Source organism: Deinococcus fonticola (assembly GCF_004634215.1).
Lineage (GTDB): Bacteria > Deinococcota > Deinococci > Deinococcales > Deinococcaceae > Deinococcus > Deinococcus fonticola.
Genome location: NZ_SMMH01000008.1, coordinates 33393 through 45549, shown reverse-complemented (window position 1 = coordinate 45549; position 12157 = coordinate 33393). Strand labels below are relative to the sequence as shown.

Annotated in this window: 11 protein-coding genes; all 11 read right to left on the bottom strand. The window is 64.7% G+C overall.

Annotation, left to right across the window (positions count from 1 at the left end; translation table 11 throughout):
• Positions 1-52: 52 nt before the first annotated feature.
• Positions 53-973 carry a branched-chain amino acid ABC transporter permease gene (locus E5Z01_RS06500; protein ID WP_119767023.1) on the bottom strand — a complete coding sequence of 307 codons (921 nt, stop codon included), beginning with the start codon at positions 971-973 and terminating at the stop codon, positions 53-55.
• A 105-nt stretch (positions 974-1078) separates the two neighbouring features.
• Positions 1079-2242, bottom strand: coding sequence for an ABC transporter substrate-binding protein (locus E5Z01_RS06495; protein ID WP_135228627.1), 1164 nt, complete (start codon positions 2240-2242; stop codon positions 1079-1081).
• Positions 2243-2328: 86 nt separating this feature from the next.
• Entirely contained in the window at positions 2329-2742 is a 414-nt protein-coding gene (locus tag E5Z01_RS06490; RefSeq protein ID WP_135228626.1) for a RidA family protein, read from the bottom strand.
• 104 nt (positions 2743-2846) lie between these two features.
• Positions 2847-3299: a cupin domain-containing protein gene (locus tag E5Z01_RS06485; protein ID WP_135228625.1), complete on the bottom strand. Its 453-nt coding sequence runs from the start codon at positions 3297-3299 to the stop codon at positions 2847-2849.
• Positions 3300-3376: 77 nt separating this feature from the next.
• Positions 3377-4642 carry a styrene monooxygenase/indole monooxygenase family protein gene (locus tag E5Z01_RS06480; RefSeq protein ID WP_167757800.1) on the bottom strand — a complete coding sequence of 422 codons (1266 nt, stop codon included), beginning with the start codon at positions 4640-4642 and terminating at the stop codon, positions 3377-3379.
• 146 nt (positions 4643-4788) lie between these two features.
• Complete coding sequence (locus E5Z01_RS06475; RefSeq protein ID WP_135228624.1) at positions 4789-6411, bottom strand: AMP-binding protein; 1623 nt, start codon at positions 6409-6411, stop codon at positions 4789-4791.
• Positions 6408-7568: an acyl-CoA dehydrogenase family protein gene (locus tag E5Z01_RS06470; RefSeq protein ID WP_135228623.1), complete on the bottom strand. Its 1161-nt coding sequence runs from the start codon at positions 7566-7568 to the stop codon at positions 6408-6410. Before E5Z01_RS06470 ends, E5Z01_RS06475 begins: the two co-directional genes overlap by 4 nt.
• Positions 7568-8428 (bottom strand): enoyl-CoA hydratase family protein, encoded by an 861-nt coding sequence (locus E5Z01_RS06465; RefSeq protein ID WP_135228622.1) that lies wholly within the window; start codon positions 8426-8428, stop codon positions 7568-7570. Before E5Z01_RS06465 ends, E5Z01_RS06470 begins: the two co-directional genes overlap by 1 nt.
• Positions 8425-8922, bottom strand: coding sequence for a MarR family winged helix-turn-helix transcriptional regulator (locus tag E5Z01_RS06460; RefSeq protein WP_135228621.1), 498 nt, complete (start codon positions 8920-8922; stop codon positions 8425-8427). Before E5Z01_RS06460 ends, E5Z01_RS06465 begins: the two co-directional genes overlap by 4 nt.
• On the bottom strand, positions 8919-9686 hold the full coding sequence (locus tag E5Z01_RS06455; RefSeq protein WP_135228620.1) for an SDR family NAD(P)-dependent oxidoreductase: 768 nt from the start codon (positions 9684-9686) through the stop codon (positions 8919-8921). Before E5Z01_RS06455 ends, E5Z01_RS06460 begins: the two co-directional genes overlap by 4 nt.
• The gene (locus E5Z01_RS06450; RefSeq protein WP_135228619.1) at positions 9683-12142 is read right to left on the bottom strand and encodes a bifunctional salicylyl-CoA 5-hydroxylase/oxidoreductase; all 2460 of its coding nucleotides are present in this window, start codon (positions 12140-12142) and stop codon (positions 9683-9685) included. Before E5Z01_RS06450 ends, E5Z01_RS06455 begins: the two co-directional genes overlap by 4 nt.
• Between the last annotated feature and the right edge of the window lie 15 nt (positions 12143-12157).

Sequence of the window (12157 nt, the reverse complement as noted above, 5' to 3'; positions counted from 1 at the left end):
GCGTATGGCCCACTTTCCCGCCCAATCCAACCCACGCTCCATTCTCTGCGCTTCACGCCGTCCCCCGGGCCGGGAACAGGCCCCTGGGTTTGAAGAACAGCACGGCCGCCATCAGGACATAGATGGCGATGCTGGCCAGCGCGGGGCCGAGGCTGGCGGCCAGTTGCGGATTGCCCAGGGCGCTGAGCCAGCCAGGCAGGAAAGCCCGCCCGGCGGTGTCGAGAATGCCGACCAGCAGCGAGCCTATGAAGGCCCCTTTGATGCTGCCGATGCCACCGATGACGACGACGACGAAGGCCAGGATCAGGATGTTCTCGCCCATGCCGACCTGCACGGACAGCAGCGGGCCGAGCAGGGCGCCAGCGAGGGCACACAGCCCCGCCCCCAGCGCGAAAATCAGGGTGTAGAGCGGCCCTATTTTTACGCCCATGGCGCGGGTCATCTCGCGGTTGCTGGCCCCGGCGCGCAGCCACATGCCGACGCGGGTTCGGTTCACGAGGTAGGCCAGGCCCGCACCGACGCCGAGTCCGGCGGCAATGATGAACAGCCGGTAGGCGCTGTACTTGAAGCCGGGCAGTTGAAGGGGCTGCGAGAGGGCTTCCGGGGCGCTCAGGGCGACCGGTTGCGCCCCCCAGAGCATCCGCACGACCTCGTTGGCAATGAGCATGAGGGCAAACGTCGAGAGCACCTGCGTGAGGTGGCTGCGGGCGTACAGGCGGCGAATAATCAGCATTTCCAGCAGGGCGCCGATCAGCATGGTGCCCACGATGGCCAGGGCCACGGCAGGAAAAAACCCGACCCTGGGCGCAAAGGTGGCGGTCAGGTACGCGCCGATCATGTACAGGCTGCCGTGCGCGAGGTTGATCAGGTCCATCACGCCGAAGATCAGGGTGAGGCCGGCCGCCAGCAGAAACAGCATCAGACCGAACTGCACGCCGTTCAGAAGTTGTTCGAGGATGAGGTCAATGGGCACCGATGAACTCCGATTCAAAAGTGAGGTGTGGTGGGGAGAGGCACCACACCTTTTTGGCGGGAAGAGGTGGAAGCTTTTAGAGGCTTGCGGCCCGGTTCATGGGCTTTACTTCATCTTGCATTCCCTGGCGTAGGCGTCCACGTGCGCGGTAAACACCTTGCCCACCTGGCGGTTCACGACTTCGTTGCCTTTCTTGGCCACCTGGCGCAGGTAGATGTCCTGAATGGGGTAGTGGTTGGCGCCCATTTTGAAGGGGCCGTGCGTGCTGGTGAAGGTGGCATTCTCCAGGGCTTTCCGCATGGCGGCGTCGTTGCCGAGGTTGCCTTTCAGGTCTTTCACGGCCTCGTTCATGAGCAGCGCGGCGTCGTATCCCTGCGCGGCGTACAGGCTGGGGGTGCGGTTGTACGTTTTCCTGAAGTCCTCGACGAATTTCTTGTTCGTGTCGTTCGCCAGTTCCAGCGTCCACTGGCTGGTGTTGAAGATGCCCACCATGCTGGGCCCGACGGCCTTGATGACGTCCGCGTCGGCGCTGAAACCGGGCAGGAACAGCGGAATTTCCTTCAGCAGGCCGGCCTCAGCGTACTGCTTGATGAAGTTGATGCCGCTTCCGCCGGGCTGGAAGGTGTACACGGCCCTGGGCCGGGCGGCGCGAATCTGCGCGATCTCGGCGGCGAAGTCCAGCTGGTTCACCTTGGTGTACATCTCGGCCGCCACCTTGCCCTTGTAGAAGCGTTTGAACCCGGTCAGCGCGTCCTTGCCGGCGGGGTAGTTGGGAGCCAGCAGGTACACGCCGTCGAACTTGCGCGACTGGACGTATTTGCCCATGGCCTCGTGCAGGTTGTCGTTCTGCCACGCCACGTTGTAGAAGTAAGGGTTGCAGTCCTTGCCGGCGTACTGGCTGGGGCCGGCGTTCAGGCTGACATACGGCGTCTTGCTGTCGAAAATGGTGTCCCCGACCGCCAGCATCAGGTTACTGAAGATAATCCCGGTCAGGAAGTCCACCTTGTCGCGCTTGATGGCCTTCTCCACCGCCTGGCGCGCCGTGTCGGCGTCCTGTTTGTCGTCACTGAAGCTCACGTCCACGTTCAGCCCACCGAACTTGTTCCCCAGGTGCCTCAGCGCCAGGTTGAAGCCGTCGCGGGCGTCCACGCCCAGGCCACTGCCGGGGCCGGACAGGGTGCTGACGAAGCCGATTTTCACGCTGCCCTGTGCCAGTGCGGACGTGGAGAGCAGGGCGGTCAGGGCGGTCAGTTTCAGAATCTTATGCATGGCGGTCTCCTTGAGCAGGCTTGAGGCGGGGGTGAGTGAAAAAACATGGGTGGGAGGGCCTTCCCATCCCCTGGCGTGAAGCGGAGTTAATCCGGAATGACGGCGGTGCCTTCGATTTCGACCTGGGCGCGCTCTTCCATCAGGGCGGTCACGGCCACCACGGACATGGTGGGAAAGTGGCGGCCCAGCACCTCGCGGTACGCGGCGCCCAGTTCCTTCTGGTGCGCCAGGTACGCGTCCCGGTTCGTGATGAACCAGGTCAGGCGCACGATGTGCTGTGGCCCGCCGCCTGCCTGCTGCACCACTGCCAGGACGTTTTGCAGGGCCAGTTTCGTCTGCTGCACGAAGTCGTCCGACTCGAACTGCTGCTGGGCATTCCAGCCGATCATGCCCGCCGTGAACACCAGCGTGCCGCGCGCCGCCACGCCGTTCGAGAACCCCCTGGCCTTGGCCCAGTCCGGCGGGTGAAGAGTCTGAAGGGTGGGCGTCGTTGTGGTCATCAAGAACTCCTCTCTTAAAAAGTGTGTCTCAAAGTGGTTCTGCTGTTGTGGAGGGGCAGAAAGTATAGAGGCTGAACACCTCCACACCCTCTGCCCTGGGTGTTTTATCCGCCTTTCACGGCGTCAGGGGGCAGGAAATCCACATCGTGCGCGGCGCTGCGTTTCACGACTTCATCCGGGTCGGTCAGGTCGTGAAGCTGCTCGAACAGGTTCTTGAGCTTCCCGGCGGGACTGACCCAGAACAGGGCGCGGCTGGGCTTATCGGTCTTGTTGTAGTACCCGTGCGGCACCCCTTTGGGCATGCGAACCAGGTCGCCGGGGTGCGCCTGCATCCACTGGCCGTCCAGATACAGGTCGAATCTGCCTTCCAGCACGTAAATGAATTCGTCCTGCGTGGTGTGAATGTGCGGCGGCACGAACGTCCCTGCCGGGTCGTAGGTCTCGAAGCTGAAACTGCTGTCGCACTCGTGCTTGGCGTGGTAGATGTGGCCCAGGATGCGCCACTCTTCGCCCGTGATGCTCTCTCCAGCTTTCGTGATTCCTGCGGTCAGATCCATGATGTTGCCTCCTGTGGCGAGAAAAGAGCGGTGGTCGGATGAGGTCAGTGAAAGGGGGGGGCCGGGTTTGACGTCTGTTAAGCGTTCGCCTGCGCCCTGGCGGTGTGCTCGGCCACGAGGTCGGCGGCGGCCTGTGGGTCACCCAGCCACGGGAACAGGGTTCTGGGGCGGTTGAACGCGTTGCAAAAGAGGCCAGCCAGACTGGGGACATTCTGGGCCGCGCCGAAATAGTTCAGAACGTGCTCGGGAGGCGGGGCCAGCATGGCGTTCGTCCACATGCACGTGAACTGCGCGTAATCGTTGTAGAAGTCCTCGAAGGTCTGCGTCATCCACGCTTCGTCGAACGGCTGGTCGCCGCGTTCCAGAATGCGCGTCAGGTAGTGGTCGGCCGCCTTGGCAGCGGTGCCGGAACCCTGCCCGGTAATCGGGTCGTTCACGATCACCGTGTCGCCCAGGCCCATGACCGGGCGCCCGCTGGGCAGGGTGGCAACGGGAAAGCGCACCTCGGGTTTCACGCCGCCCATCAGCCACGCCTGTGCGTCGGTCAGTTCGGCGTCCTTCAGGCGCTCCGCTTCCCACGGAATGAACTGCTGAATGTAGTCCTTGAGTTTCGCGGTGAGTTCCTGCGGGTCTTTCACGTCGCGGAAAATGTCCATCGGGCCGCCGGGAATCGCCTCGAACAGCAGGGAGTCGTAAGAGAGTGGGCGGCCCTGCTCGTCCTGGGTCAGGCCCGGAATAATAAAAATCTCGCCGGCGCCGGGGATCAGGTTGGCCGATACCCCCTGGCCGTTCTCGCGCGGCGCGGCATTCCTGACGTACACCAGGCTGCACTGGCGCTGCGGCGCGTCGTAGGGCGTGCGTTCCGGGTTCTTCCGGAACAGTTTCCCCAGGTCGCCCTTCCCGGCAGAAATGAGGGTGAGGTCGTGGGTGGCGGCCAGGTCATCCACACTTTCCGGCGTGGCGGCCTGCATGACGACCGTCCCGCCCGCTTCCTGAAAAGCCCGCAGCCACCCGGCGAATTTCACGCGTTGATCGACGGCGTGACCGTGAAATTCCAGCGGCGACGAGAAGTGCATCAGCCGTTCCCCCGGCACGCCGGGATGGGCCACGTTCACGGAGAACGTCTCTACCTCGCCCCCTTGGCCTTCCCAGTGGTTCAGGCCCAGCCTGCGCTCGGTGTCCAGGCCATCGCCGAAAATGCACTGGGTACTCAGCACGCGCCCCTGCTCGAACTGCTCCGGCGTGCGGTCCGACACCAGCGTCACGCTGAAGCCCTTTTGCAACAGGCCGTGCGCCAGTTGCAAGCCCGCCTGCCCCGCCCCCACGATCGCCACTTTTCGCATACATTTCCTCCTGAAAAGGATTACAGCATTTGACAAAAGAACGCAGTGCTTTTGTTCGAGCAGAGCGAGTGAATTCAGATGAGCAGGACGAAGAATGGAGCGATCTGGGGTGCTCTTCCACAGAGCGCGTCATTCGGAGAACTGTTCTAAGAGCTCGACTCGGCCTGTGGCCGCAGCTGGAAACGCTGGAGTTTGCCCGTCGCGGTTTTCGGCAGCGCGCTGCGGAATTCGATGCGGCGCGGGTACTTGTACGGCGCGATTTCGTCTTTCACGAACGCCTGCAACTCTTTTTTCAGCAGGTCGCTGGGCTGGTGGTTCGGCGCGAGCACCACGAACGCGCTCACCACCTGCCCACGCAGGTCGTCCGGGAAGCCCACCACGGCGCACTCGGCCACGGCGGGGTGGCGCAGCAAGGCCCCCTCGACTTCGGGCGCGGCGATGTTGTACCCGCTGGAAACGATCATATCGTCACTGCGGGCCTGGTATTCGAAGTACCCGTCCCCGGTCAGCACGTAGGTGTCCCCGGTGATGTTCCAGCCGTTCTGCACGTACACCGCCTGCCGTTCATCGTCCAGGTAACGGCACCCCACCGGGCCTTTCACCGCCAGGCGGCCGGCCTGACCGGGCGGCAGAGGCTGGCCGTTGTCGTCCAGCACGCACGCCCGGATGCCAGGAATGGCCTTGCCGGTGCAACCGGGCCGCGCGTCCTGCTCGTCGGCACTGATGAAGATGTGCAGCATCTCGGTGGCGCCGATGCCGTCGATGAGCTCAATGCCGGTTTTCTCGCGCCAGAGTTGCCGGGTGGCGGCGGGCAGGGCCTCGCCCGCAGAGACGCACTTGCGCAGGGTTTTCAGGCCGCTCAGGTCCGGCATCGAGGCCAGCATGCGGTAACTGGTCGGGGCCGTGCTGCACACCGTGGCGCCAAACTGGGCGATGGCCTGCGCCAGGTTCGGCGGCGAACCGTTCTCGACTAAAGCCGTCGTTGCGCCGATGCGCAGCGGAAACAGCAGGGAAACCCCCAGCCCGAAGGTGAAGGCAAATGGCGGGCTGCCGATGAACACATCCTCCCTCTCCGCTTTCAGGATGTACTTGGCGAAGGTGTCGCAGATCGCCAGGATGTCGCGGTGGAAGTGCATACAGCCCTTGGGCTGGCCGGTCGTGCCGGACGTGAACGCGATCAGGGCCACGTCGTCCGCCGCGGTTGGCACGGCGTCGAAGGATTCCGGGCGGGTGCGGGCCATCTCCAGCAGCATCCCCCCGTCCTTCTTGAACCCGTAGATGTGCCGCAGGGAATTGGTGGTTTCCATCGCGTCATGAACGGCGGTGCGGCAGGTCACGTCACTCAGCGCATGAGAGATTCTGGCCTTGCTGATTACCTTCGCCAGCTCGTGACCGCGCAGCAGCGGCATGGTGGACACCACGATACCGCCCGCCTTCAGGATGGCGAACCAGCACGCCGCCAGCATCGGCGTGTTGGGGCCGTGCAGCAGCACCCGGTTTCCCGGCTTCAAGTCCATCTCGTCCCGCAGGATGTGGGCCAGCTGATTCGAGCGCACGTCCAGTTCGCGGTACGTCCACACCTGCCCGTCGGCCAGCAACGCGGGCTTGTCCGGCTGCTCCGCCGCCAGGCGCAGCAACTCCACCGCAGCATTCAAGCGCTCCGGGTAGTGCAATTCCGGCAGCTCGAAAATCAGTTCTGGCCACTGCTCGGGCGGGGGCAGGTGGTCACGGGCGAACGAGTCTTCATGGGCGCTGGGACTGAGTTTCACGCGCGGGCCTCCTTCAGCAGTTCACGGGCAATGATGAGCTTCTGCACCTCGGTGGCGCCCTCGTAGATGCGCAAGGCGCGGATTTCGCGGTACAGGCTCTCGACGATGTTGCCCACCTGCACGCCCGCGCCGCCGAACAGTTGCACGGCCATGTCGATCACGCGCTGGGCGTCCTCGGTGGCCGTGAGTTTCGCCATCGCCGCCTCTTTCGTGACGTTCTCTGCGGTGTCCCGGAGCCAGGCGGCTCGGTAGGTCAGCAGGGCGCTCCTGTCCACCATCGTCGCCATGTCGGCCAGCATCGCCTGCGCCAGCGGTTGCTGCGAAAGCGTGCCGCCGAACATCTGACGGTTCAGGGTGCGGTTCGTCGCCTCACACAGCGCGCGGCGCGCAAATCCCAGCGCCGCCGCCGCCACGGACGTGCGGAAGATGTCCAGTGTCCGCATCGCCAGCTTGAACCCCTGCGCGGGCGCCCCCAGCAGGGCGGACGCCGGCACCCGGCATTCCGTGAAGGTCAGTGTGGACAGCGGGTGCGGCGCAATCACTTCCAGCCGCTGCGAATCGTCGAGTCCCGGCGTGCCCGCCTCCACGATGAACGCACTGATGCCGCGCGCTCCCGGCGCTTCCCCCGTGCGGGCGAACACCACGTAGAAATCCGCGATCCCCCCGTTGCTGATCCACGTTTTCTGGCCGTTCAGGATGTAGGCGTCCCCGTCCCGGCGGGCCTCCAGCTGCATGGCCGCCACGTCCGAACCGCTGTCCGGCTCGGTCAGGGCAAACGCGGCAATAAGTTCTCCCCTCGCCACGCCCGTCAGGTACTGCTCCTTTTGCTGTGGCGTTCCCTCCAGCGTGATCGCGCCGCTGCCCAGCCCCTGCATGGCGCACACGAAATCCGCCAGGCCATCGAACTCCGCCATCGTCTCGCGCACCAGACAGATCGAGCGCGTGTCGATTCCCTCAAACTCGCCGCCGAAAGCCTTGCCGCCCACCGAGTAACGGAACAGCCCCGCGCGCCCGATCGCGCCAGCCAGCTGGCGGCAGGCCCTGTCCGTGTCGTGGTGATCGATATTGTTCAGGTTGGACGCGGCCCACTCGCGCAGTTCCGAAGCCAGGGCGCGGTGCGAAGGGTCAAAGAAAGGCCAGTCGAGGTGAGAGGCCATCAGTCTCCCTCGAACACGGGGCGCTGCTTCTGGGCGAACGCCTCGAAGGCACGGGTGTAGTCGTTCGTCATCATGCAGATGGCCTGGGCCTGGGCTTCGGCCTCGATGGCCTCGTCGAGGCTCATGTTCCACTCCTGCCACAGCATTTTCTTGGTCATGGCGTGCGCGAAGGTGGGGCCGGCGGCGATTTCGGCGGCGAGTTTCTGCGCTTCGGGCAGCAGTTGCTCGTTTTCATGCAGGGCGTTGTAAAAGCCCCACTGCTGTCCCTCTTCGGCGGTCATGCTGCGGCCCCGGTACAGCAGTTCACTGGCGCGGCCCTGCCCGATGATGCGCGGCAGGATGGCGCACGCACCCATGTCGCACCCGGCCAGCCCGACGCGGTTGAACAGAAACGCGGTCTTGGTACCAGGCGTGCCGAGGCGCAGGTCGGAGGCCATCGCCAGAATCGCCCCTGCCCCGGCACACACGCCGTCCACCGCAGCAATGATGGGCTGCGGGCAGCCGCGCATGGCTTTCACGAGGTCGCCGGTCATGCGCGTGAAGTTGAGCAGGCCCGGCATATCCGCTTGCACCAGCGGCCCGATGATCTCGAACACGTCCCCGCCCGAGCAGAAGTTCCCCCCCGCGCCGCGCAGGATCACGACTTTCACGTCGCTGGCGTACACCAGGGCGCGGAAGGTGTCGCGCAACTCCGCGTAACTGTCGAACGTGAGGGGGTTCTTGCGCTCCGGGCGGTTCAGCGTGATGGTGGCCACGCCGTCTTCGACTTCCCAGCCAAAATGCTGCGGCTCGAACTCAGCCAACGTTCGCCCGTGGGAGGGCAATTCCAGTCTGTTCAGTTCCCGTTGTGGGGGTTTCATGCCTGTTTGCGCTCCTTGAGGTGGCCTTCTTTGAGGTGGGTCTTCACTTTTCCCAGCAGGTTCGATAGGTGCTGCTGTTCGCGCGGCGTCAGGGCGCTCAGCAGGTCGATGACCCAGGCCTCGTGCGCCTGCGCGATGTCCCCGAAGCGCTCGCGGCCCAAAGTCGTCAGTTTCAGGGTCACGCTGCGGCGGTCCGTGCCGCTCAGGCGCTCGACCAGTCCCTCGCGTTCCAACTGATCGGCGAGGCCCGTTACGTTCCCCTTCGTGACCATCAGCCGGGCGCTCAGTTCCCCCATGCGCAGCCCGTCCGGTTCGCGCTCCAGCTGCGACAGCAGGTCGAACCGCGGCAGGCTCATCTCCGAATGCTCCTGAATCCGCGAACGAATGGCCGACTCGAGCAGGGTGGTGGTCGTCAGCAGCCGCAGCCACAGCTTGATGGCCTGGTGGTCGTCCTGCGCCAGGCGCGTCTCGAAATCCAGCGGCTCGGTGGTCATCCGGTCATCACCTCGCCCCCGGCAATGGCAATGGCCTGCCCGGTAATAGAAGCCGCGCCGGGACGGCACAGCCACAGGACGGTGTCGGCGACCTCCTGGGGCTGAATCAGGCGTTTTTGCGGGTTGCTTTTCGCCAGTTCCGCTTTCGCTTCGGCCTCGCTGCGTCCGGTCTTCTGCATGATGTTGTGCACGGCGTCCGCGAGGAGTTCGGTTTCGGTGTAGCCGGGGCAGACGGCGTTCACGGTGACATTCTTTGTGGCCAGTTCCAGCGCCAGGGCGCGGGTCAGGCCAATCACCCCGTGTTTGGCGGCCACGTAGGCCGAGACATACGCGTACCCGACGAGTCCGGCGGTACTGGCGACATTCACGATTCGCCCGCCCCCTGCCAGCAAATCAGGCAGCGCCGCCCGCGTGCATAGCCATGTTCCCGTGAGGTTCACGTCCAGCATCTGCCGCCATAGCGCCAGGTCAGTTTTCAGCGCCGGGGCGCTGCTCGCCTGCCCCGCGTTATTCACCAGAATGCGGATGGGGCCGTTCACGGCGCGGGCGGCCTCAAACGCCTGCTGAACGCTCGTTTCCTCGGTTACGTCCACCTGTTGACTGTGAACGCCCAACTCCCGCGCCGCTGTCTCCAGGCGCGCCACGTTTCGCCCCGCAATCGTGACCTTCGCGCCCGCCCGCATGAGCGTTTGGGCAGTCGCCCGGCCGATGCCCGACGCGCCGCCGGTCACGAAGGCGTGCTGGCCGGCAAGGGGGCTGGTCATACGCTTCCTTCCAGTTCCACTTTCATGCGGGCCAGGGCCGCGTCCGCGCCTGCCTGGGCCTGCTGCATCTGCTTTTCGCGTTCCAGGTTGCGTTCCAGTTGTTGCTGGCCGGCCCAGTAGGGTTTGGGCCAGTCCTGCGCGGCAAAGCCCAGCTTGGCGGTTTCGTGCAGCGTCCAGAAGGGGTTACTCAGGTGCGGGCGGGCAATGGCGCACAGGTCGGCGCGGCCGCTGCTGATGATGCTGTTGACGTGGTCGGCCTCGTAGATGTTGCCCACGGCGATGGTGGGAATGCCGGCTTCGTTGCGTACACGGTCCGCGAAAGGGGTCTGGTACATGCGCCCATACACAGGCTGTTCTTTTTTGCTGACCTGCCCGCTGGAGCAGTCGATCATGTCGGCCCCGGCCTCCTTGAACAGGCGCGCAATCTGCACGGCGTCGTCGGGCGTGATGCCGCCTTCGACCCAGTCGTGGGCGCTGATGCGCACACTGATGGGTTTTTCTGGCGGCCACACGCCGCGGATGGCCTGAAACACTTCTAGGGGGTAGCGCAGACGGTGGTCGAGGCTGCCGCCGTATTCATCGGTGCGTTGGTTCGTGAGGGGCGAGATGAAACTGCTCAGCAGGTAGCCGTGGGCGCAGTGGAGTTCGAGCCAGTCGAAACCCGCCTCGTCGGCGCGGCGCGTGGCGTCCACGAAGGCCTCCTTCACGGTGTCCATGTCGGCGCGGGTCATGGCGCTGCTTTTCTGGCTGATGCCGTCGAGGTACTGCTGCTCACTGGCCGACATCAGGGGCCAGTTAGGTTCGGCGGGGTCGCTCAGAGGCAGGTCGGTGCCGTCCCAGGCGCGGCGGGTGCTGCCTTTTGCGCCCGCGTGCCCGAGTTGAATGGCGACCTTCGCGCCCTGCCCATGCACGAAGTCCACGATGCGTTTCCAGGCGTCCCTTTGCGTGTCGTTCCAGAGGCCGGCGCAACCGGGCGTGATGCGGCCTTCGGGCAGCACGCAGGTCATCTCGGTAAAGATCAGGCCCGCCCCGCCGAGCGCCCGCGCCCCCAGGTGAACGAGGTGGAAGTCGTTGGGCAGCCCGTCCTGCGCGGAGTACACCGCCATAGGACTCATGACGATGCGGTTTTTCAGCGTCACGTCCCGCAGGGTGTACGGCGTGAGCATCGGCAGCAGGGGCTTGCCCGTTTTGTCAGGGGCAGGCAGCCCGGCCTGTTCCGCCACCCAGCTCTCCACGCCCCCCAGATACTCGGCGTCCCGTTCGCGCAGGTTCTCGTGACTGATGCGCTGCGAGCGGGTCAGCAGGCTGTAAGCGAACTGTGCGGGCGGCAGGGCGGCGTAACGCTCGACGTGCTCGAACCATTCGGTGCTGTTGCGGGCGGCGTTCTGGATTTTCAGGACTTCCACGCTGCGCTCGGCCACGTAGGCTTCCAGCGCGGGCTCCAGCGCGAAATCCTTCCTTTTCAGATGCCCGACCAGCGAAATGGCGTCCTCGAAGGCCAGTTTCGTGCCGCTGCCGATGCTGTAGTGCGCGGTGTGCGCGGCGTCACCCATCAGCACGATGGGGACGCGCCTGGCACCGAACTCTTCCCAGTGCACCCATTCTTTGGTGATGACGCGGGGAAACTTGATCCAGATGGCGCTGCCCCGCAGGTGCGCGGCGTTCGACAGGAGTTTCTGCCCGTTCAGGATGCCCTGGAACAGGTGCTCGCAGTACGCGATGCCGTCTTCCTGGGACATGTCCTCCAGTCCGGCGGCCTTCCAGACGTGTTCGGGCGTCTCGACGATAAAGGTGCTGGTCTCGGCGTCGAACTGGTAGATGTGTGCCTGAAACCAGCCGTGCGGGGTCTGCTGGAAGTCGAAGGTGAAGGCGTCGTATTTATGTTTCACGCCCAGCCACACGAAACGGTTGTGCCTCACGTCGATGTCGGGCCGGTACGTGGCGGCGTACTTCTGGCGGGTGCGGCTGTTCAGTCCGTCGGCGGCGATGACCAGATCGGGCTGGTGCCGAGCTATTTCTTCCTCGACATCCTCGAAGGGATGCTCGAACACCAGCTTCACGCCCACTTCGCGGCAGCGGTCTTGCAGGATGTTCAACAGCCTTTTGCGCCCAATACCGATGAAGCCGAAGCCCCCGGCCCGCGTGACCGTGCCCTTGAAGTGAACTTCCACGTCGTCCCAGTGGTTGAACTCGCTGTAAATCGTGTGGGCGCTCACCGGGTCGGCGTCCATCAGGTTGCTGATGGTCTGGTCGTTGAACACCACGCCCCACCCGAAAGTATCGCCGGCCCGGTTGCGCTCCAGAATGGTCACGTCTGCGTCCGGACGGGCGAGTTTCAGCAGCAGCCCGAAGTACAGGCCGGCGGGGCCACCGCCAAGAATCAGGGTTTTTGGGGATAGCGTGGGCTGAGCGGCGTTGGCGGGCTGATCCGGTTTTGACTGATCCGGGTTTGACATGGGTTCCCCACAGCG